General features: G+C 61.8%; 17 protein-coding genes and 2 pseudogenes. 9 read left to right on the plus strand and 10 right to left on the minus strand.

The features are described 5' to 3' along the window. The first annotated feature begins 88 nt into the window (after nucleotides 1-88). Nucleotides 89-2,245 (plus strand): type III secretion system effector avirulence protein AvrBs2, encoded by a 2,157-nt coding sequence (gene avrBs2 / locus KHN93_RS00300; RefSeq protein ID WP_211921444.1) that lies wholly within the window; start codon nucleotides 89-91, stop codon nucleotides 2,243-2,245. 188 nt (nucleotides 2,246-2,433) lie between these two features. On the opposite strand, the gene KHN93_RS00305 is transcribed toward avrBs2, so the two are convergent. Both KHN93_RS00305 and KHN93_RS00310 read right to left on the minus strand, forming a co-directional pair. After that, nucleotides 2,434-3,942 carry a ribonuclease H-like domain-containing protein gene (locus KHN93_RS00305; protein ID WP_211921446.1) on the minus strand — a complete coding sequence of 503 codons (1,509 nt, stop codon included), beginning with the start codon at nucleotides 3,940-3,942 and terminating at the stop codon, nucleotides 2,434-2,436. Further along, nucleotides 3,939-6,434, minus strand: a complete 2,496-nt coding sequence (locus KHN93_RS00310) for a DEAD/DEAH box helicase (protein ID WP_211921448.1) — start codon at nucleotides 6,432-6,434, stop codon at nucleotides 3,939-3,941. Before KHN93_RS00310 ends, KHN93_RS00305 begins: the two co-directional genes overlap by 4 nt. A 173-nt stretch (nucleotides 6,435-6,607) precedes the next feature. Here KHN93_RS00310 and trhA point away from each other — a divergent pair, with 173 nt between their 5' ends. Next, nucleotides 6,608-7,270 carry a PAQR family membrane homeostasis protein TrhA gene (gene trhA, locus KHN93_RS00315; protein WP_039511099.1) on the plus strand — a complete coding sequence of 221 codons (663 nt, stop codon included), beginning with the start codon at nucleotides 6,608-6,610 and terminating at the stop codon, nucleotides 7,268-7,270. Nucleotides 7,271-7,351: 81 nt separating this feature from the next. Here trhA and KHN93_RS00320 read toward each other — a convergent pair whose 3' ends face one another. The 4 genes from KHN93_RS00320 to KHN93_RS00335 form a co-directional block, all read right to left on the minus strand. Further along, on the minus strand, nucleotides 7,352-7,654 hold the full coding sequence (locus KHN93_RS00320; RefSeq protein ID WP_039411584.1) for a plasmid stabilization protein: 303 nt from the start codon (nucleotides 7,652-7,654) through the stop codon (nucleotides 7,352-7,354). Then, on the minus strand, nucleotides 7,651-8,124 hold the full coding sequence (locus KHN93_RS00325; protein ID WP_244812172.1) for a hypothetical protein: 474 nt from the start codon (nucleotides 8,122-8,124) through the stop codon (nucleotides 7,651-7,653). The genes KHN93_RS00320 and KHN93_RS00325 overlap by 4 nt, the downstream gene beginning before the upstream one ends. 86 nt (nucleotides 8,125-8,210) lie before the next feature. Further along, complete coding sequence (locus KHN93_RS00330; RefSeq protein WP_211921450.1) at nucleotides 8,211-8,732, minus strand: hypothetical protein; 522 nt, start codon at nucleotides 8,730-8,732, stop codon at nucleotides 8,211-8,213. Between the two features lie 170 nt (nucleotides 8,733-8,902). Then, a complete protein-coding gene (locus tag KHN93_RS00335) occupies nucleotides 8,903-9,340 on the minus strand; it encodes a winged helix-turn-helix transcriptional regulator (protein ID WP_039529406.1) in 438 nt (145 codons plus the stop codon). Between the two features lie 233 nt (nucleotides 9,341-9,573). Here KHN93_RS00335 and KHN93_RS00340 point away from each other — a divergent pair. Both KHN93_RS00340 and KHN93_RS00345 read left to right on the plus strand, forming a co-directional pair. Next, nucleotides 9,574-10,376: pseudogene (locus KHN93_RS00340) on the plus strand (SDR family NAD(P)-dependent oxidoreductase). A 134-nt stretch (nucleotides 10,377-10,510) separates the two neighbouring features. Further along, nucleotides 10,511-10,807 carry a YciI family protein gene (locus KHN93_RS00345; protein WP_039529401.1) on the plus strand — a complete coding sequence of 99 codons (297 nt, stop codon included), beginning with the start codon at nucleotides 10,511-10,513 and terminating at the stop codon, nucleotides 10,805-10,807. Nucleotides 10,808-10,966: 159 nt separating this feature from the next. Here KHN93_RS00345 and KHN93_RS00350 read toward each other — a convergent pair whose 3' ends face one another. Then, nucleotides 10,967-12,058, minus strand: coding sequence for an ATP-grasp fold amidoligase family protein (locus KHN93_RS00350; protein ID WP_212579566.1), 1,092 nt, complete (start codon nucleotides 12,056-12,058; stop codon nucleotides 10,967-10,969). A gap of 455 nt (nucleotides 12,059-12,513) precedes the next feature. On the opposite strand from KHN93_RS00350, the gene KHN93_RS00355 reads away from it, so the two are divergent. Continuing rightward, complete coding sequence (locus tag KHN93_RS00355; RefSeq protein WP_211921452.1) at nucleotides 12,514-13,227, plus strand: hypothetical protein; 714 nt, start codon at nucleotides 12,514-12,516, stop codon at nucleotides 13,225-13,227. A gap of 10 nt (nucleotides 13,228-13,237) precedes the next feature. Here the strand turns inward: KHN93_RS00355 and KHN93_RS00360 are convergent, their stop codons facing one another. Then, nucleotides 13,238-14,131 (minus strand): LysR family transcriptional regulator, encoded by an 894-nt coding sequence (locus tag KHN93_RS00360; RefSeq protein ID WP_104544175.1) that lies wholly within the window; start codon nucleotides 14,129-14,131, stop codon nucleotides 13,238-13,240. A 142-nt stretch (nucleotides 14,132-14,273) separates the two neighbouring features. Between KHN93_RS00360 and KHN93_RS00365 the strand changes: the two genes are divergently transcribed. Next, the gene (locus KHN93_RS00365) at nucleotides 14,274-15,026 is read left to right on the plus strand and encodes an SDR family oxidoreductase (RefSeq protein ID WP_211921454.1); all 753 of its coding nucleotides are present in this window, start codon (nucleotides 14,274-14,276) and stop codon (nucleotides 15,024-15,026) included. A 112-nt stretch (nucleotides 15,027-15,138) separates the two neighbouring features. On the opposite strand, the pseudogene KHN93_RS00370 reads toward KHN93_RS00365, so the two are convergent. Then, nucleotides 15,139-15,726: pseudogene (locus tag KHN93_RS00370) on the minus strand (NAD(P)H-dependent oxidoreductase). A 795-nt stretch (nucleotides 15,727-16,521) separates the two neighbouring features. On the opposite strand from KHN93_RS00370, the gene KHN93_RS00375 reads away from it, so the two are divergent. From KHN93_RS00375 to KHN93_RS00385, 3 genes are read left to right on the plus strand one after another with little or no spacing between them, the layout of a single operon-like run. Beyond that, nucleotides 16,522-17,754: an N-6 DNA methylase gene (locus KHN93_RS00375; protein ID WP_211921456.1), complete on the plus strand. Its 1,233-nt coding sequence runs from the start codon at nucleotides 16,522-16,524 to the stop codon at nucleotides 17,752-17,754. A 23-nt stretch (nucleotides 17,755-17,777) separates the two neighbouring features. Then, a complete protein-coding gene (locus tag KHN93_RS00380) occupies nucleotides 17,778-19,478 on the plus strand; it encodes a hypothetical protein (protein ID WP_211921459.1) in 1,701 nt (566 codons plus the stop codon). Continuing rightward, nucleotides 19,478-20,323: a hypothetical protein gene (locus KHN93_RS00385; protein WP_211921461.1), complete on the plus strand. Its 846-nt coding sequence runs from the start codon at nucleotides 19,478-19,480 to the stop codon at nucleotides 20,321-20,323. The genes KHN93_RS00380 and KHN93_RS00385 overlap by 1 nt, the downstream gene beginning before the upstream one ends. Before the next feature lie 622 nt (nucleotides 20,324-20,945). Here KHN93_RS00385 and KHN93_RS00390 read toward each other — a convergent pair. Then, nucleotides 20,946-21,167, minus strand: a complete 222-nt coding sequence (locus KHN93_RS00390; protein WP_211921463.1) for an XAC0095 family protein — start codon at nucleotides 21,165-21,167, stop codon at nucleotides 20,946-20,948. Between the last annotated feature and the right edge of the window lie 489 nt (nucleotides 21,168-21,656).

Consider the following 21,656-nt stretch of genomic DNA (forward strand, 5'->3'; position numbering starts at 1 on the left):
TCGCATCGCGGCGGCATAGTTCGCCTCGGTTGCGCATTGTCATCTGCCAAGCGGTTTACTGGCCGCCCGCAGTGCTCTTGAGGTCGTCATGCGTATTGCTCCCTTGCAACCCGCCGCCACGCCCACCACCGCGCTGGCCACACCGGCGCACACCAGCGCGATCACCCCGATGGAGGTGCCGCACCCGCCAGGCGGCAACCCGCCATTGCGCGCACGGCCGCGTCGCCAGGCGGCCGTGCTACCGCCGCTGGTGCCATTGGACGACAGCGCGATGACCGGCAAGCAGGCATTGGTGGCGCTGGACGGCGAGTTCTCCGAGCAGCGCCTGGCCGAAGTGCAGGCGCACCAGATCACCTTGCAGGCCGCGCAAAGCGCGCTGGCCAAGCAGCTGCCACAGGCTACTCCCGCACCCAAGCCCGACAGCATCGCGGCACGCTTTGCGGCCGGAACGCTGCAGCCGGTGTATCTGGACACCGCCGCGTTCGACGAAATGACCGCCAGCTTGCCCGAGCACTCGCGTGCAGCGGCCGGCCCGGTGCTGGTCGATGCGCAGCAAGGGCACATCGTCTTCGATCTCGACCACGCGTTTGCGCCTGGCGATACCTTCAGCGATGCCGCACGCACGGCATTGCGCAAGGCGCTGGATCTGCGCGCCCATGGGTTGGAAACACCGGGCTGGCTAAAGCCCGCAGCGTCCACGCCCACGCAGCCGCGGCGCAAGTTGCAGCAGGCCGCGCGCTACCACGGCCACGAGGTGCCGGCGCGCGACGGCGGCGCAGCGTTCTTCAAGCCCAACGATCATCATCTGGTGGCCGGCAAGGACGCGTTGCTGCGCAAGCACCGCAAGGAGCTCGTCCACGACGCGTATTTCCAGGCGCCCAGCACGCGCGCGCTGGGCAAGGACGTGATGGTGCACCGGGGCCTGTTCGACAACCACGCCGGTATCCCGGAGAACTCGCTGGCCGCCATTGATCGCGCTTACGAACACGGCTATCGCAACCTGGAACTGGATGTGGAGGTCAGCGCCGACGGCGTGCCGGTGCTGATGCACGACTTCAGCATCGGCCGCATGACCGACGACCCGCAGAACAGATTGGTCTCGCAGGTCCCGTTCGCGCAGTTGCGCGAGATGCCGCTGGTGATCCGCAACCCGGTCGACGGCAACTTCATCAAGACCGATCAGAGCATTGCCGCCGTGGAGCAGGCGCTGGAGCACGCGTTGCAGAAGCCGGAGGCGATGTCGGTGGCGCTGGATTGCAAGGAAGACACCGGCGAAGCGGTGGCGATGCTGCTGATGCGTCGGCCGGACCTGCGCCAGGGCGCCGCGATCAAGCTGTATGCCAAGTACTACACGGGCGGCTTCGATCAATTTTTGTCCAACCTGTACAAGCATTACCAGATCAATCCGCTGCACTCCCAGGACGCGCCCCGCCGTGCCGCGCTCGATCGCCTGCTGGCCAAGATCAACGTGGTGCCGGTCTTCAGCCAGGGCATGCTTGCCGACGCGCAGCTGCGCGATTTCTTCCCGGGCAAGGACGATGGCCCGGAGGGGCTGGCCGACACGGCGGTGCAATGGCTGGAAAGCTGGAACCGGATGCGCCCGGTCATCGTCGAGGCGGTGGCCACCGACCAGCAAAGCGCTGCGGGCAAGGCCATGGAGCTGACACGCACACGCCTGCGCCAGCCGGACTCGTCCTACGCGCAGGCGGCATTCTCGTCCGGCTACCGCTATGAGGATTTCTCGCTGCCGCGCGCCAACCACGACAAGGACTATTACGTCTGGCGCAACTTCGGCGAGATGCAGAAGCTCAGCGGCGAAGCCTTCGGCATCCAGCGCACCACCGCCGGTGCCTTTCGCGACGCCGGTGAAAGCCTGCTGACCGACCAGCCCGAAGAAGAACTGCTCGCGCTGCTGGAAAACCGCACCCTGGCGCGCGGCCACACCGGCATGGAACTGGACCTGCCGCCAGAGACCCCCATCGACAGCGCACGCGATGCGGCGATCGTGCAGCAGCGCACCAGCGAATTCCGCGCCGCGTCCAGGCCCGCCGACCCGGCGCATGTTGCGGCAGTGCGCGAAGGCCGGCTGCTGGATCGCTCGGCAGAACATCCGCACGATGCCGCCGCCAGGCAGGCGGTGGATGCACGCGCCGACGCGCTGGGGCGGCTGACCGATCAGTACCGTGGCGCACCGGTCACCCAGTACCTCAACGAGCAGGCCAAACAGATCGAGCCGGGCGAGTGATGCCGGCGCACTGATGCTGCGCCGGCGCGCGTGACTTGGCGGCATGACCGCTCAGGTGCTCGCCAATGGGTGGCGGCCTTACAGTGTTGCCGGTGGACATCGCCTCTGCCGGCAAACTGCACTGGCGCGCGCACCCAGGACGCCCGCATTGCGCCACCAACCACTGCGCGTGGTCCGCCGCTACGGCGCTACGGCGTCTCCAGCATCGGAATCACTTCACGGTCCTGCGCGTCCACCGCCACCAGGCGCTGCATCAGCAGCGACAAGGTCACCACGTCCTGGTGATTGTGCTCGGCCACGCGGCGCAGGTTGCGCGCGCTGCCGCCGCGCAGGTAACTCAACCAGGCGGCCGGCGCTTCGGAGCCTGGCAGGTCGTCTTCGCGCACCACGCGCAGCAGCTGCCGTTCGATGGTGGCCAGCTTGCAGTTCTCCCAGGTGCCACGATAGCGGCGCCGGGTGGGGAACAGCAGGTCCACATGGTCCAGTGCAGAGATCGGGTCGCCGCGGCGCGCCAGCCGGTAGCGCGTCTTCAACAACGGCGCGTCGTAGCAGCGGCCGTTGTAGCTGGACAGCACCGTCTGTGGCGACAGCCAGCTGCGGAACAGGTCCAGCATCGCGCTTTCGGCCGCCATCGTGGACATCATCAACTGGCGCACGCGCAGCCCGCTGCCCTGCGCAGCGTCGGTGTACCAATCGGCCACGCCGATCATGAAGGCGCGCGTGCCGGTGCCACCGGCCAGGCCCGTGGTTTCGGTGTCGAAGAACAATAGGTCCATCGGGTCCACCGCGTCCTCGCGCTTGGCGAACGCCAGCGACAGCGCCTGGCGCGGGATCGCCTGCGGCAGGAAGGCTTCGATCAGGTGCAGGCCGGGCGCGATCTCGTTGCCGGGCAGATGCCGGTCGGTGGACGCCGCGCGTACCGGCACGTGCGCCGAGACCGCGCGCTCGCGCAGGCCGATCATCTTGCGCAGGCCGGCGATATCGGTGCGGCGCTGCGGTGCCGGCAGTGATGTGGGCGCAGCCGGTGTCGCGCGCACAGCCGGCACGCGCGCAGCCGCATTGGCCGCCGCACCCGCCGGCTTGTGGCGCACATCGTGGTCCACCCAGGCAAACGCCGAGCTATTGCGCGCAGGCGCTGCAGCAACCGGTGCCTGCAGGGCGCGGCGCGTCATGGCCGGTGCGCTGGGCTGGGCACGCGGTGCACCGGCCGCCTCTACGTTGCCGGGCTGCGCGCTTCGTACAGCCGCATCGCGCGGCAAAGCGCGTGACCCAGACGCAGCAGCACCCGGCGCAGGCTGGCGTTGCGCGCGCGTCGGCATCACCGCATCGTCCTTGCGCGCCGTGGGCGTCAGCCCGCCGACCTGGCGGCGCAGCAGGCGCAAACGTTCTGCGCTCACCCCAGGATCGCTGCCAGGCACCGGCGCTGCCGGCGCACACATTGGCTGCGCCGCCGCAGGCATGTCACCTGCGGCACGCGTGCGCGCATTGCCTGCCGCAGCATCCGCACCGACTGCATCACCCGAGGTACGCGCCACCGCTGCCGCGCGCAGCGGGTGGGCATCGGCCTGCGCATCGACCGCAGCGGAAACATCCGCACCATCCACTGCAGCGCCCTCTGCAAGCGCCGCCGGCGCAGGCACATCGGCGTGCCCGGCCTGACGCCGCAACAAGCGCAACCGGTCCGCACTCACGCTCATGCAAGCACGTCCAGCGCCAGGTCGTCGTCCACCTGGGTGGCATGCCGCAACGGCGCATCCGCATCGAACAACAGCGCCAGCACCGTCAAGGCCAGCGACTTGGGCGACTCGCCCTTGCCTTCCTCATGCGCGGCCAGCACCGGGCCCACGCAGGCCGGGCAGCCGGCGCTGCAGTCGCAACGCCGCACCAGCTCGTCGGCGCGCTGCAGCAGCTCGGCCTGGCGCAGCCACAGCGGCTCGCTCAGGCCCACCCCGCCAGGGAAGTTGTCGTACAGATACACCGTGGGCACGAAGGCCTGCTGCAGTTCCACCGCGCCTTCTTCGCCTTCGTCCACGCCGCGCAGCTGTCCGCGCCCGGTCTGGTCGGCCACCGCAAACCACGCGCCGTCGCCATTGCCCACGGCCTTCTGCAGGTCGCGCGCATCGGCCATCACCGCCACCGTGGCCACCACGTGCAGCGCATAGGCCGCACCCAGAAAACCATCCAGCGCATCCTGCTTGGAGGCGAATGCCTTGCCCAGCGTGGCCTGCGGCAACTGCCACCACACCGCGGTGGTGTGCAGTTCCTGGTCGGGCAGATTGACCGGCCCGTAGCCGATGTTCTCGTGCGTGTAATAGCGGATCTTCTTGTAGCCGGACACGCGCCGCACCACATGCACCTCGCCGTGATGCGAGTCGCCACGCCCGGCCACGCCGCCGTCGAAGCGGTCCAGCACCTTCAGCTTGGTGTAGTCGATGCTGTCGGTGTAGTAGTCCACATGGGTGCGCGTGACGTAGGCCTTGCGGCCTTCCCAGTCCAGCCGCTCCACCTGGTATGGTGTGCTCTGCACCATGTGGATGGCGCCTTCGTACAAGGTCAGCGCGGCGGCCGAATAATCCACCTCGGCGATGATCTGCTGCTTGCCGTCGCTCTTGTCCACCACCACGAAGTTGCCGTCGGCCACCGAGCGCAGGCTCACCGCATTGGCCGGGTAGCTGTCGGCGATCCACTCCCAGCGGTCGCCTTCCTGGTGGATCACTTCGCTCTCGGCCAGCGCTTCCAGGAACACCAGCGGGTCGATCGGCCCGAACGGCTCGCTGGCAATGAACGGCAGCTCGAACGCCGCGCAGCGGATGTGGTCGAACAGGATCAGCGGCTGGTCCGGCGCAATGCGCGCATGCTCGGGCGAGGCATCGGCAAAGAAATCCGGGTGCCGCACCACGTACTGGTCCAGCGGCTGCGAACTGGCCACCAGCACGCCCAGCGCCGGTTGCTGGCGGCGCCCGGCGCGGCCGAAGCGCTGCCAGGTCGCCGCCACGCTGCCGGGGTAGCCGTTGAGGATCACCACATCCAGCGCGCCGATATCCACGCCCAGCTCCAGCGCCGAGGTGGACACGATGCCGTCGATATTGCCGGCGCGCATCGCGCGCTCCACCTCGCGCCGCTCGGTGGGCAGGTAGCCGCCACGGTACGCACGGATGCGTGGCGACTTGCGCGGGTCGTGGTCGAAGATGTCCTTCAGGTACTTGGTCAGCACCTCCACCATCAGGCGCGTCTGCGCGAACACCAGCGTCTTCAGTCCGCTCTTGATCGCGATGCGCGCAATGCGGTTGCTCTGCGAGCGTGCCGATGCGCGCAGCCCCAAATCGGCATTGACCACCGGCGGGTTCCACAGCAGCACGTGCTTGTCGCCGGTGGGCGCGCCGGACTCGGTGATCGCATGCACCTGCTCTTCGATCAGGGCCTGCGCGTGCGCGTGCGGGTTGCCGATGGTGGCCGAGCACAGGATGAACTGCGGGTTGGCGCCATAGAACGCGCAGATGCGCTTGAGCCGGCGCAGCACGTTGGTGACGTGGCTGCCGAACACGCCGCGGTAGGTGTGGATCTCGTCGATCACCACATAGCGCAGGTTCTCGAAGAACTGCGCCCACTTGGTGTGATGCGGCAGGATCGCCTGGTGCAGCATGTCCGGGTTGCTCACCACGATGTCGCCATGCAGGCGGATCGCCTGGCGCGCATCGCCGGGCGTATCGCCGTCGAAGGTGAAGGCCTTCACCCCCAGCTCGCCGGCGCGGTTCAACTCCAGCAGCTCGGCCACCTGGTCCTGCGCCAGCGCCTTGGTCGGGAACAGGTACAGCGCCTTGGCCCCGGAGCGCATCGCCGCGCTCACCACCGGCAGCGTGTAGCACAGCGATTTGCCCGACGCGGTCGGCGTCACGATCGCCACATGTTCGCCGCGTTGGGTGGCGGCCCAGGCGTCGGCCTGGTGGCTGTAGAGCTGGCTGATGCCGCGCGCGCGCAAGGCGTCGGCCAGCGCGGCCGGCACGTCGGCGGGAATCGGCGCATAACGGCCGTCGCGCCCGGGCAGGGTGAAGCTGCCGGTGATGCGGTCGTGGTAGCGCCGTTCCAGGCGTTCGGTGAGCAGTGCGCCATCGCGGCTGGGCCGGCCATCGGTGGTGGCCAGCGCGCGTTCGGCGGTTTCGGTGCGGGGAGCGAGGGCAAACGGAGGCATACGGCGGCTCCCAAAGAGGGGCATGAGACAGGGGAGGTGTCTCAGGGTATGAGACCAGCGCCGAACCGGCGAGCCTGTGTCACTGAGCGGATTCAGCAAGCCGGGTATTCTGTTGCCCCCACCGCGTCACCGTTGCCTTGCACGCTGTGGCTCCCCCATTTCGAAGAACTGCCGTGCCCGTTTCCCCCAGCCTTACCGCGCCGCACTACAAGACCCGTTCCGCCCGCCGTGCCGATGTGATCGTGCATGCCGCCGGCCTGTTCCTGGCCATCGTCGGCGGCGCCTGGATGGTCTGGCGCGCGCATGCCAACCAGACCATGCTGCTGGCCACCTGCGTCTACGCGCTGGGGCTGCTGGTGATGTTCGGCTGCTCGGCGGCGTACAACTTCGCCCCGCCGCAACGCCAGCCGATGCTGCGCAAGTTCGACCACGCCGGCATTTTCGTGATGATTGCCGGCTCCTACACCCCGTTCCTGCTGGTCGCCCTCGACGGCACCTGGCGCTGGGCGATGATCCTGGGCGTGTGGGGCGTGGCCTTGTTCGGCGTATTCGCCAAGCTGTTCCTGCCCGGCATCGCCAAGGGCTTCTGGGTGGTGATCTACCTGTTGCTGGGGTGGGCCGGCATCGTGGTGATCAAGCCGCTGCTCGCCGGCCTGGACAGCACCGTGCTGTGGCTGATTGCCGCCGGCGGCGCGTTCTACACCGTGGGCGTCACCTTCTACGTGCGCAAGTCGCTGGTCTACAACCGCGCCATCTGGCACGCCCACGTGCTGGGCGGCGCGCTCTCGCACTGGTGCGCAATCTGGTTGTGCCTGCAGCCGTTGGGCGGGGTGTAGCGCGCTGTCGATGTCGTCGAGCAGTCGCGTATGCCCATCGCTCGGTAGCATCGACGCGTCATGGATCTATTGATCGCCTGACTACGTCGGCTTCCAATCAGAGCGCGCAGGTACAAGGGCAAGGATCAGCACATCGTCGCCGTCGCGTGTGTAGATCAAGAGATATCTGCCGTCCTGGCAGGTGTACAAACGCGTTCCCGGCAGTGGCCCAGAGTGATAGGTGGCTGCACCATCCAGCGCGTCGCCCTCGGTTTCGATCCGGTCGTCCTGTTCACATGCAGCGAAATAAATCTGCGGGTCGGAGATTTCGATCGCGCGCGCCAATGCTGAAGCGAGCAACGCGGTGCGCGCATCCAGCGCGCTCTGCTTCCAGGCCACGCTCACGCACGCGTGCCCTTTGCAGCCAGGGCTGCCTCAAGCGCCGCACGGTGTTGCGTCTTGAGCGTCTCCATCTGCTGCTTCGCCTGCGCGCTGGAGAGTGCGGGGCGGGGGTCGGCCAGGGCATGCTCGGTCTGGGTGCGTAGCGACACCGCATAGCGTGCATCCAACTCCTTGACCTTCATCGCCTCGGAGCGGTCAGGCCGGCGCTTCGCATTGCCGCCCTCGGCGTCCCACTGCGCAGCGTCCACGTGAAGCACGTCCAATGGCATGCCCATCTCGCGCAAGACCTTTAACGCACTTTCGAAGCTGCCAAACCGGCGCGGCGCATTCGCCTTGGTGGCCAGCACACGGGTCTGGTCATGGGTCTGCAATTGCACGGTCCAGGCACCGGCTTCCCCGATGACCGACGCCTGCCTGACCGCACTGGCGTCGACCAGCGCGCGTGCGGTCGCCAGCTTGACCAGAGTCGTCATGGCGTTATCCAGTTAACGATTAGGTGGTAGCCACTTTATCATTGATCTGGCGCGCCAGCTAACGGTTGTCAGCCAGGCTCACACCCTCACAGCTTGGTCTTCATCACCGCCTCGAACGCCGCATCCGGCGCGATGCTGTCGGAGAGCACGACCACCGAATGCAACGTGTCCTTTGCCTGCACGTTGTATTCAAAGCCCACCGGCTTGCCGCCGCGGCTGAACACCTCGATCTCGCTGTACTCGCCGAGCCGGCCTTCATAACTCTCGCGCTCCAGCCCGTGCTCCTTGGCAAAGGTGCCGGCGGCGCTGCGTGCGCCCTCCCACACCGCGTCCTCGTAGCTCATCGGCTGCAGCAGGCTGATCAGGTGGGTGGCGCAGGCGTTGGTGCTGGTCACGCCATAGCCATCGACCTCGCCCAGCAACGGGATCTTGCGGACATCGCGTTTGGGCGTGGCGGTGACGGTGCAGCCAAGCTGCTGCAGCTCGGCAAGGGTGAAGTGCTCGGACTCCGGGCGCGGCGCGCTGGGGGTGGCCGTGCCACCGTTGCAGGCAGACAGCAGGCCCAGACAGGCGAGCGGCAGGAAGCGGCGTAGGGAAACGTGCGACAACGGTGACGTCCTTGTAGTGATTGGAAGAGCGGCGCGGCTGTCCCTCGACATCGGCGCCCAACATGACGCCAACGCATCACGCAATCGCACAGGTCGAGGCAGCCAGGGCGCGCGAGGGTAGCGCGTCAGGCGTCAACGCATGCTGAGAGCCATCAACCACGCCGCCGCGCTCATTCCGGCATCACCATGCGGATCTCGCGTGTGCCGATCTCTGCACCGGTGACTGCATCGATGGCAACCGGCTGCAGTTCGGTGCCGGTTTCCGCATCCAGAAAACGCAACAACTTGCCCTCGCCACGGTGCTTGCGGCCCCACGCGCCGATCATGAACAGCACCGGCAAATAGTCGCGCCCTGCCTGGGTCAGCACGTACTCCTCGCGCGGCGGGCGGGTGGAATACAGGCGCTTTTCCAGCAGCCGCTCCTCGGTCAGCGTCGCCAGCCGCTTGGTCAGCATGGTCGGGGCAATCCCCAGGCTCTGCCGGAACTGGTCGAAGCGGGTCAGCCCGGAATTGGCGTCACGCAGGATCAGCATCGTCCACGCATCGCCCAGGAAGGTCAGGCTGCGCGCGATCGGGCACAGGCTGTCCGACGAAGTTTTTGAGTTCATATCATTTCCGTATTGACTCACTATCAAATCGATACTAGCATGCGGCGCATGGGCAGTCCAACCGCGCGATCCAGGCAGGTGACGGGCGCCCAGGCCGCGGCGGCAACCGCGGCGGCAGTCCGCATCAACGCACACCGCAATGCAGGTCAGCGTCAGGCACCGCGCAGCTGCACGCCGATGGCTGGCGATGTTTCTCCACCTTCCCTAAACCGCATTTCTTCAGAGACACCACGATGAAAAAGACAGTGCTGATCACCGGCGCATCCTCAGGGTTTGGCCTGTTGCTGGCCACCAACCTGCACAAGCAGGGCTTCAACGTCATCGGCACCAGCCGCGAGCCGGAAAAGCACCAGGCCAAGCTGCCGTTCAAGCTGCTGCGCCTGGATATCGACGATGACGCCTCGATCCAGTCGTTTGCCACAACGCTGTTTCAATCGGTCGACCGCCTGGATGTGCTGGTCAACAACGCCGGCTACATGGTCACCGGTATCGCCGAAGAAACCGCCATCGACGTGGGCCGCCAGCAGTTCGAAACCAACTTCTGGGGCACGGTCAAAACCACCAATGCGCTGCTGCCGTACTTCCGCAAGCAGCGGAGCGGGCAGATCATCACCGTCAGTTCCATCGTGGGCTGATCGGGCCGCCAAACCTGTCGTATTACGCGGCCTCCAAGCATGCGGTGCAGGGGTATTTCAAATCGCTGCGGTTCGAACTTGCCCAGTTCAATATCAAGGTCAATATGGTGGAACCGGTCTGGTTTAAGACCAATCTGGGCCACAACGCAGTGCCTGCCGCCGGCAACACCATTGCCGACTACAACGCTTACCGCACGCAGGCCAACGCGGCGACCCAGAAGGGAATCGACACCGCAGAAGCACCGGATGCCGTGGTGGACACCATCCAGAAGCTGATCCAGGCCAAGGACCCCAAGTTCAGCAACCCGGTCGGAAAGATGACCGGCATGATCCTGTTCCTGCAGAGTTACCTGCCAAAGATGTTTGAAGGCGCGATTTTCAAAAGCATCAAAACAGCCTGAGTGCTATGCGTTACATGCAGCGCCAATCCAGCTGCTGATTCAATCAAGTAAACCGCGCAAAACCTCCGTGTTATCACCCGATCAACGGCTTTGCTAAAGCCGTGACGCATCCCCTATGCCACGAGTACACGATTATGAAAGCGTATTTCTGCAAATTCATCCCGCCGCGCGCGGACTTTCTGGCCACCATGTCGGATCAGGAAAAAGCCCTGATGCAGCAGCATGCCGCGTTTCTGGACCAGCGCCTGGCCGAGGGTGTGCTGCTGGCGCACGGCCCGGTCATCGATGAAACCGGTGGCTTTGGTCTATCGCTGTATCAGATTGCCGACGACCAGGATATTGCCGCCATCACCGCACAGGACCCGATCATCAAACACGGCGTCGGCCAGTATGCGCATTACCCCATGCTGCATCTGAAGGCGCGCGGATAAACGCCGCGCTGCAGGCGGCACGCGTGGATCGTCATCGCAGCAGCACGTTGCGGTGACGAGAGCGCGTCGTGCATGCGGCAAGCCATGGCGGCCGCAGGCGTGCTGCGCTCAGGCCACACTGTCAGTTGTCCGCCGCCCGAACGCGGCGGGCAAGCGCTCTCACCGCACCGGCACCCGCGCGCTGGCGCCCAAACCCTGCGTGGAAAACGCCGCCTCCACCGGCGCACGCCGCTGCACCCACATGTCGCCCATCATCCGGTCCAGCCCGCGGTCCAGGCCGGTGACCAGCCCCGCACCCGGGGTAAAGGTCAGCTCGCCGAAGTAGACCTGCCCGTGCTGGATGTACCAATCCACCCGCACGTAATCGAAGTCGCTTGCCAGCAGCTTGCTCAGCTCCAGCGCCTGTTCCAGCAGCGCCGGCGCGCAGGGCGGTGCGCGCCCGTCGTCGCGGATGCGGTGAAAGGCCTCGTGCAGGTTGCCCACAAAGAAGGTCATGCCCAACTTCGGCGTGTCGAAGCGCCCGTAGATCACCTGCAGCACGTACTGAAAACTGCCGTCCGCCTGCCGGAACATGTGGAACTTGTAGTCCACCGGCACCTGCTGCGCATCGCCGATGTACTGCTCCACCAAAATGCGCGGCGGAATATCGCGGTAATGGATCTCGCGCACCTTGTCGGAGAAGTCGGTGCGCAGCCATTGGCCGCAGCGCTCGATGATGCGGCGCTTCTGCTGCGCGTCCGGCTCATCGCGCACCACCTCCACCATCGCCGCGCCATGGTTGGCCTTGATCACGGTCTGCCGCCACTGCGGCAGGCGCAGCAGCTCCTGCGGGTCGGTGCTGTCCAGCAGCAGCGGGATCAGGTGCGCCTCGCCGATCCTGGCCGCCACATACGGGCGCACCGCAAACTTGTCCGCCAGCCGCCGGTACAGCGGGTAATCGCCGTGCACGCACTTGCGGTAGAGGATCTTCTCGTTGAAGCACTTGGGCGCGTACAGATCCGGCAGCCGGCCGAAGGTGTGCAGGTAGTACAGCCGGTCCTGGTGCCGCCAGGGCAGGGTGCGCAGCAGGCCGCGCGCGCCCTTGCGCAGCAGGCGCTTGAGGCTGATGGCGTCGGTGGCCGGCGCAGCTGCGCCAGGCAATGCGGCCGGGCGGGCGTCGCCTGCAAGCCGCGTCAACCCCGGCAGCAGAGCAGCCCACGGCTCACCTGCTGCCCCAACCCGCGCTCCCAGCGGCTGCGTCTGCAGCCCCATCCCGTTGTCCATCGCCAGATCCCTCTTCTCGTCGTTTAGTGAGACGCAGGTCACAATTAAGTGTGATGCTAGTCACGGTATACGGGAAAAGTAAGAAGAGGGTTGCGAATCGTCTCAAGCAGACCGATTTCGCAAAGATCAGTGCGTTTTAGGGCTTAAAGACGGGTCTGGTGGCTGCTGTCGCGTCCGCTTTGCTGCGTTGCGGCAGCCGCGCGAGCCAGGACGACGCAGCCACGGCCGGGCGCCGCTTGGGCACAACGCCGGTCAGGGCCGTAGGCGGAGGTCGCGGAACTCAAATGGCGGCGTGTGCCCTGCGCCGCGATGGGGAGGTGCACCCAGGGGAAGCGCCAGGCGTTGAAGGCCAGCGCAGGCCCGCACTCAGGGGACGCAGTCGCATCGCGGCCCAGGATCGAGCAACATCAGGCGATACCACTGCAGTCCGCAACGGATGGCCCATGCACGTCACCAAACTCCTGTCCCCGGCAGCGCTGTGCCTTGCGCTTGCCGCCTGCGCAGACACAGACCAGCCAGCACAAGCCGATAAGGCGCCCACATCGGCACGGGCAGCAGCCAGCCCCGCCACCGCAGATGGCAACGCAGCCGCACTACCGCCCGACCAGGCGGTCAATAGCCATCCGCCTTCGGTCAGCCAGCAGGCAAGGCGCTATCTCTGCCTGCAGGGCCCCAATGCCTGCCCGGCCGGTGGGCCGTTGATCGCCAACTCCGATGCAGAGGCGCAGTGGCTGCTGCGCCACGGCTACCCGACGGAACACGAACTGGCCCGCCTGGAAACCCTGACGCTGGACCAGCTCAAGGCCGAGTCGCAGGCAGGCAACCAGGCCGCAACGGTGATCTACGGCAAAAAGACCGCACTGGCGGGCCGTTTTTATCAGGGCATCGACATCCTGCGGCGGGCAGCGGTGGCGGGGAATCTATATGCGTACTACGGGTTGTCGGACGTGTACGTCAGCGACACCGCAAACAAGAACCTGGTCGACAGCCTGGCCTACCTGCGCCTGGCCTACCTGTTGGGCGATGCAAAAGCCTCGGCCGTCATCGCATCGCGTGGCTTGAGCAGTGTTGAAAACGTCGTTGCCGACGAGCGCGCCGCCTCACTGCACAAGACGTTTTCCAAGTATCAGCGCCCGTCGCCACGGCCGCTGGAATAACGCCGGGCGATCAGCCTCCCACATTCAGTTGCGGAATCTTCGCAAACGCCTCGGCAATAAAATCCATGAACACGATCGCCCGCTTCGGCACCAGCCGGTTGGCCGCATACAGGATGTGCATGGGCACCGCAGGTGCGGAGAATGCGCCCAGCACGATCTGCAACTGCCCGGCCTTGAGCCCCTGCTCGAACAGCCACTCCGGCCCCTGCCCGATGCCCAGGCCCGCACTCACCGACTCGCGCGCGGCCTCCGGCGAATTGACCCGGATCCGGCCGGACACCGGCACCTCCACATCCTTGAAACGCCACGTCGCCCCGGAGGCCAGCAAGGTGTACAGCACGCAATCGTGCTGGCGCAGGTCCTCGGGCACGCGGGGCACGCCGCGCTCGGCAAGATAGGCATTGCTTGCCACGCACACGCGCTTGAACGTGCCGATCCGCCGTGCGCGCAGCGCGCTGTTTTCCAGGTGGCCAATGCGGATGGCAAGCTCCGCGCCCTCGTCGAGCAGATTGACGAAGCGGTCGTTGATCTGCAGATCCAGCTCCAGGCCCGGAAAGCGCCGTAAAAACTCCGGCACCAGCGGCATCACATAGTGATGCGACAAGGCCGTGGGGCAAGCCACCCGCAGCAAGCCGGACGGCTGCACGTTGTCGTGCAGCGCCATCTCCGACTCGCCCACCGCATCCAGGATGCGGCGCACCTCCGCGTAGTAGCGCTCTCCCTCCGGCGTCAGCACCAGCTTGCGGGTGGAGCGGTTGAGCAGCCGGGTGTGCAGGTGCTCTTCCAGCGCCGCCACGTGGCGGCTGACATTGGGCTGGCCCAGGCCCAGGTCGCGCCCGGCCGCTGAAAAGCTGCCGGTTTCCACCGCACGCGCAAAGCAGGTCATCAGCAGAAACCGGTCCATCGCCCACCCCCATTCATGCGCAGATCGCATGAATGGTATGTGCCGGCGCGGTCTTCCGGCAAATCGTGCATGGGCGCACGCTGCACCCCATCGAAGGCCGGCCACACGCGGCGGGCCTGTGCCACCCTCCCAGGAGCACCCCATGTCCCGTCTAGCAGGCAAACGCACCCTCATCACCGGCGGCACCAGCGGTATTGGCCTGGAGACCGCCCGCCAGTTCCTGGCCGAAGGCGCCCGCGTCATCGTCACCGGCAACAATCCTGAGTCCATTGCCAATGCCAAGGCCGCGCTGGGTGCCGAGGTGCTGGTGCTGCGCGCCGATTCGGCCAGCGTTGCCGCGCAGCAGCAACTCGCGCAGGCGGTGCAGGCGCATTACGGCCAGCTCGACATCGCCTTCCTCAATGCGGGCGTGTCGGTGTGGGCACCGATCGAAGACTGGACCGAGCAGGCCTTCGACGCCTCCTTCGCCATCAACGTCAAAGGCCCGTACTTCCTCATGCAGGCGCTGCTGCCGGTGTTCGCCAACCCCGCCGCGGTGGTGCTCAACACTTCCATCAACGCGCATGTGGGCGCGGCCCGCTCATCGGTGTATGCAGCCACCAAGGCGGCGTTCCTGAGCATAGCCAAGACACTCTCCAGCGAGCTGCTGGCGCGCGGCATCCGCCTCAACGCGGTCAGCCCCGGCCCGGTGGAAACCCCGCTGTACGACAAGCTCGGCATCCCCGCCGCATACCGCGACCAGGTCAACCAGGACATCGCCGCCACCATCCCGTTCGGCCGCTTCGGCACCCCGGACGAGGTGGCCAAGGCCGTGCTGTATCTGGCTTCGGACGAATCCCGCTGGACGGTGGGCTCGGAACTCATCGTCGACGGCGGCCGCACGCTCAACGGCTGAGCGTTTCGAAGGCAGTAGCAGGCGAACGGCCACGCTCACCGCAATCGGGAGCGTGGTCGTCTTCTTCATGCGTCGCTACGGATGCCACCGCCGCCACCAAGTGGCGGTGGTATCACGAAAGCCCTGCCTGATCGAACAACCGCCCACCAATCGCGCGCGCTGCCGCGTAATGCGATCGCGGAAAGTCCGCATCCGGCACCACCATCACTCCGAGGTGTGCACGTGCGCCCCGCAGAAGTCGAAGATGCCGTGGTGGATCTGCGTCTTCATCGCACCGAAGCAGCCATGCCGTGTATGGGTGCGCTGGTCTGCACCGCCAATCGCCACCACGTGCACGCCAAGACGCCCCAGCTTCTTGGCGATCTTGCCGTTGGCGTCTTCATCGAACGCCCAGCCCAGCGTAGACACCCGGTTGATCCAGCCCTTGAGCAGCGCCGGGAACGGCCACCAGTAGATCGGGAACACCAGCACCAGCACATCGGCCCGGTCCAGCCGTGCCTGCTCGGTCGCCACATCGTGTGGTACACCGGCCTGCCCGGCATACAGTGCCACATCGACCTGCGTAAAGCGCTGGTCAAAGCTTCCTGCGCCAGGTCCGCCGTCTCCACCGTGTGGTCGCCACCTTGGTAAACCAGCCCAGCCCGCACCTGCGCTGCCACGGCACGCGTGTGCGAGGTGGGCGCGGGGTTGCAACAACAATCGGGGCATGCGCGCGTGTGCGGACTCCAAAAGAGACGAAGCACCGGGCGTAACTGCCAAATGTTGATGGGAGTGTTGTTGGCTTGCGGGTGTCAGGACTGCTGCTAATGAGCGCAAGAAATGACATCGTCGAGAAAACGTCGGGTTGCTCTCGAAAAATCCGACACGGCAGTGTCGTCCAGACTGGAATGGAGTTGATGCATGGATGCAGACTGGGTAAGTAACGGCTTACTGACGTGTGTGGACACTGCCATTGTCACCTGGTCTCGCTTCGCGAAATGGCACACTTATATTGATCCGCTACAGAGCCGCCGCGGATGGCAAACAAAAGAGTGGCTACGATCCCAAAGCGTTTTAACGGCGGCTAGCATGCTCGCTTAGGCCCGTTGCCTCGATAGTACTGTGTGGGAGATGGCTTAAAGATGCAGTCGTAAGAGCTAATTATTCGACATACCTTGCGACGCGAATCTCGAGCATGGTCATTTGGCCATAGCCGTGGTGTTGCTTAATTTGTAGTGATGGTCCTTAAAGTCATGAGCGGCTGAACAAGGTAGAAAATCTTGGCGGCAAAATTCAAGCTGTTGCGCCGGAGAAAAATTTTAAAAATTGCGGATAGATCAATGCTTATAAAACCAATAAGACCAACCAGAGCGCACCTGCTGGTATATCCACGTAGGGCATGTGCCGGGAACGCTCAAGAACTACAACGCAGCCAGTCAGCGAGACTGAACCCCGCTCAATACCGATGATCGGTTACTATTGCAGCATTAGGCTAATGAAAATTGTCCGAGGCTTCATGACCGTCACTGATCTTAGGCGTAAGAGTTCCGATAGGCTAGGGCGGTATTACACCGCTCACGAGGTTGGTCAGCTACTTGTGAGCCAAATGAAAACGGGGCGCCCGAAGACGATCATTGACCTCGGAGCAGGCGGTGGAGCGTTAGCTGTTGCTGCAGCCAATAGATGGAACGAGTCCGACATTCTGACCATCGACGTTGACGGAAAATCGGTGGAAATGCTTGGAGAAAACAAGCAAATATCGGGGCGATATCAGCACATCCGAGTGAACGCCTTGGATACGAAACTCCCCGAGCGTATTCGTGTGTTTAGTGACAGTGTGGACGTAGGTGTTTGCAATCCGCCTTTCATAATGCCGAAATGGCGAAAAGACTATTTGGAAATCCTCAAGAGTGCAGGATTTAATAAAATCCCCTCTGTGAATAGATATATCGAAGCGCCAGCTCTTTTCTTCGCTCAAAATATGAGAATACTGTCTGACGGAGGGCAGCTGGGTATCATTCTGCCAGATAGCCTTATTTCTTCGGCGAGATATCGTTGGTTCCGTGAGGAGCTGTTGGAAAAGTACCGAATCAACAAAGTCATAAGGCTGCCTAGGGGATCTTTTACAGGGACTGATGCGCTTGCCTATATCATAACGTTGGAAAAGAACTCACCTGGGAAGAACATCCAGCTTTCTTCTTTTGATGGGACTTCAGTGGCTGACAAATGCCTTGTGTCTAAGGATGAGGCAGCTATCCGCATGGATGGCGAGTTCCACTGCGCGGGCAAGATAGAAAGAAAGATAGGAAAGTATAAGCACACCTTGCAGCTTGATTCTGAGGCGATCAGGAGAGGCAGTTTTGAAAACGCCATTGTTGCAAAGCGTGGCTGTAATGTTTTGCACACTAAAGACCTCTTGCGTGAGGATCTTGGTAAATGGGTGCATTTAGATCCTATATTTCAAGAGACCCTAAGCCGACTCAATTCGAAAAGCGCTGTTATAGCTGGTCCGGGAGACATACTTATCGCAAGGGTTGGAAGAAATCTCGACGAAAAAGTTATTGGCGTGGCATCTGGCTATGCCTACATTACGGATTGCATATATAGAATTCGAGTGCCGATAAAATTTAGGTCAAGATTATTAAGCGCCTTGTCTTCCGAGTTGGGGAGGGCTTGGATTGCAGCCAATTCATATGGCGTCAGTGCACGCCAGCTGCCTAAGTCTGCACTAATGGGTTTTGAGTATTAATTAGCAAAATTTGGGGAGCCCTTGTGACTGAATTCGAAGAGCGAGCTGATCAGCTTTCTATTGTGGATATTGAGTCCACGCTTTCAGATGGGAAGATTTTTCGAGATGCTAGACGCAAGTTACTTAGTAGGGGGGCTAAGCTTCTAGTTGGACCTCGCGGAACCGGTAAAACGCACCTGATGCGTTATACGTATCTGCAAGCCATGAAAGACAGTGCTGCCCCTCTGCCCGCGTATGCTAATTTCAGCCGCTATCTCAGTTTAGAACCACTTTTAAAAAAATCACCTGACGCACTTGCAAGATTTCAATCCTGGGTCATTGCGCGGCTTATATTAAGCGCATTTGACTTGATAAAAGATATGTCCAAGGCTCACCCGAAGACTACATCAGATATCATTACAGAGTATCAATCTGAGTTCAATGAGGCATCGATCAATCAGTTTGTGGCGCTCTTGGAAAGAGGGAGTGCTAGCGATGAGTATGATTCGCTTAGCCGACTTATGACTGTAAAAGCAGTTCTTGATATATTTACGATTCTCGCTAAAAAGTACCGTCGATCGAGAATTATTCTGCTACTAGACGACGCTGCTCTTAGCTTGACTAATGAATATCTAATAGCTTTCTTTGAAATCTATCGTCTCCTGAAAACCGAATTCATATCGCCAAAAGCATCGGTCTATCCGGGCTCAACACAGTACGGTCCAACTTTTCATACTTCTCATGAGGCAGAAGAAGTTGAGCTCTGGCTTTCTGTCGAAGATCCAGAATATATCTCTATAATGGGCGACATTGGAAGCAGGCGTCTTCATTCTGCAGTAACTTCAATCTCCGAGGATACATTAAATCATTTTAAGTACGTTGCTTTTGGCAGTCCTCGAGCTTATCTAAGAATGATTCGCGATTTCTCTGAAAATCCAAGCGGTAGCGCGCAGAGTCGTGCTAACAGGGTGACCGAGAAACATGTCGAGCTGCTTTGGCTAGAGTATGACTCACTAGCGATTAAGTTGAGGCAATTTGCCTCAGTAATTAGGATCGGTCACGACTTTCTTGAGTCCGCCGTACTCCAAATTATTGGTGGGCAGAATCCTTCCGGCAGCGACCGGACCATAGTGTTAGGACTGCAACAGGATGTTGACCGCACTCCTCTGGTCGACCGGATGTTGAGATTTCTTATCGAAGTGGGACTGCTTTATCCTTTGAATAGCCCTGTATCCCATGGAAAAAACCGTCGATACGATCGTTACATAGTGCATCTGGCGTTTCTTCATTCGGGTGGCGCGTTTAGACAGGGTCGTGGTTCATCGCCGCGAGACTTGCCGGCTTACATGCAGCGACCTGCTTCCAAGCACCCGGTGCGAGCAAAGCTTTCTTCTCTTCTTACAGAATCGCAACGTGTACATCTTGTACTCGACTTGCCACCGTGTCAGAGGTGCGGCGCAGTAAGGATTAATGAGTCACAGCGCTTTTGCCATACATGTGGCGAGCAGCTCGTTGTTGCCTCATTATTCGACCAATGCATGAAGCTTCCACTTAGTAACGTCCCGGGGATCAGCACAGCCTTAATTAGCAGGTTGAGCAACGAAACAAAAATAAGGACAGTAGGAGATATTTACTCGTCGCAAAGTCCTGGTGCAGATCTTCAAAAGGCTAGTTACATCGGTCCCAAACGTGCGGATGGGATCATTGGCGCAGTTTCTTTGGTCGTGGAGGAATGGCTTTCCTGATGGCTAAGCAATTCAGATCATCAATCGACATCACTACAGCGCCAAGCAGTCCAAAATTGGAGACTCACAAACTCTTCGATCACACGGACAATGGCTTTAGCGGCTCACCTATCGACGAATTTACTCGGAGACTGCGTGCATTGAACTCGCTAGCACCAACGCCCGCTGCTTTCAATTCGTACTTGGGACAGCTCGTATTGCTAGGTGCCGTAGCTGCTGTTGAAAGCTACTTGCGAGCCGCTTTTCGCAAATCGATTTCCTGCGATCCAGTTTGTCGTGAATCGGTAATGAAGCGCGACATTACTTACGCTGCTGCTTTGCATCTTCATGCTGATTTGCTGCCGGAGGCTCTTCTGGAGCGAATAAGTTTTACTAGCAAAGACAACATTGAAAATGCTTGTAGAGAACTTTTGGGTATTAAAGGTGATTTCCCTATTTCGCTACAGGCGGCAGTCAAGGATTACGTAAGGATTTGCCACTTGAGGCATTGCGCAGTTCACAGATTCGGGAAGTTAGGAGCGAGCAATGCAGTTCATCTCGGATTAGATCAGCATTCGATGTTGCTTGAAAAACCTTTGAAGCTTGACTATACATCACTTCAAAATGCGATTGCGATTAGCACCGGATTTGTTCGTGCTTTCAATGGATTTTTATTTAATTCTCTTATTTCAAGGCTGCCGGATGACTATTTCAGTGGAGCTTACAAGGATGACCGAGTAAGATTCATTAAGTATTACTCTCTATTCCAAGACAAGGAAAGTATCAATAAGTCGCCTACACCGAAAGATGTGTATGTCGCGTACATTAAGCAGAGGGAAGATTTTAAAAGGACTGCTGGGCGCTAACGTTCTCTAATGTGTAAAGGAAGAAGGAAATAGGGTAGAAGTTGGTTCAAGGTCATTTCAGAAACGCTTAGTCGAACTGACACTTCTGTCACCCACCAGTATCAGCAGATACCTGCCCCTACCCATTGCGCAGCCGCCTCACGCTTGCCCGCGCAGATATGCATAACCCAGCTATTTGTCTTCAGCAGTTCCCAGGCCAGGTAGCGCGATGATGAATCCGACAGCGCAGGGCGCCCTTGACGTTGTGCTTCACTGCGTAGGATATGTTCTCGATGCCCTAGAAGTAACGCACCATGTCCGGATGCGGATGCGTGCATTACTACTCGCACTTGAACGGCTTAATGTCACGCGCGATGGAATTGCGCAGCTGCCGCACCGGCGGTATGTACGTATGCGTGCCCTTTCCCGTGGACGAGTGCCTGCTTTGTACGGGTGCGGCCTGTGCGCACGCACGTATTCACACACCTGCCAACGTCACCGCGCCGCGCGATGGCGATGCTGTCCATCGTGTTCTCGTTGTACGCATCTATCTAGTCCACTTTTGCGGGCGTGGATGGTTAAGTCCGTTTCGTAATGGGGCGGCGGTACTTCCATCGCGTTGCGCGTGCATTGACGCACGCCGCTACCGCGTACCGCGCAAATCTTCCAGCACATCCTCCACCTGCTCGGCCAGATGCTGCAGGCAATGCGCCCATTGCTGTAGTGGAATCGTTGGCGACCCCAGCGCGGCTTCGTCGCGGGTACGTGGTGTGGCCAGGGTGGCGAGCAGGCGCAGTTGATCGCGTACGCGCAGCAGCTGGTATTGCGTGCCTTCGGACATCCAGTAGCCGGGTTCGTCGTGCATGCCGCTCTCCTTGCCGTGAGGCAGCTCCCGCTGCACAACGCAGCGGGATGCCGGGAGGCTAGAAACCGCAGACAGCCGGCGGGCTTATTCCCCTTGCGGGTGTTGTATTCGCCGCCCTCCCGGCGTAGGAACGCCGAGCAGTGCCAAGCCAGATGGCCGAGCACAAAAAACCCACCAAGTTCTCGGAGGTGGGTACCGCTGTCTGTGTGGAGTTTCTAGGCTCCGAGCGGAAGTGTGCGTGTGGCGGTGAGTTGGGTCAAGTTGAAGCGATGTCCGGCGCCCACGTGTGCGGCTTTGCACGTATTTTTTCGAATAAATGCGCTGCGGCAATGACGCACTAGCTGTCAGTTGACACATCGCCAAACAGGTAGCAATCTCGGCTGCAAGGAGCCTAGAAACTCCTCAGACAGCGGTACCCACCTCCGTCAAACCGGTGGGTTTTTTGTGCCTGGACTTTTTGTACGAGTGCAGCCGACGCGATGCCTATGT

Origin of the sequence: Xanthomonas arboricola pv. juglandis (assembly GCF_905367715.1) — a bacterium.
In the GTDB taxonomy this organism is placed as follows: domain Bacteria; phylum Pseudomonadota; class Gammaproteobacteria; order Xanthomonadales; family Xanthomonadaceae; genus Xanthomonas; species Xanthomonas arboricola.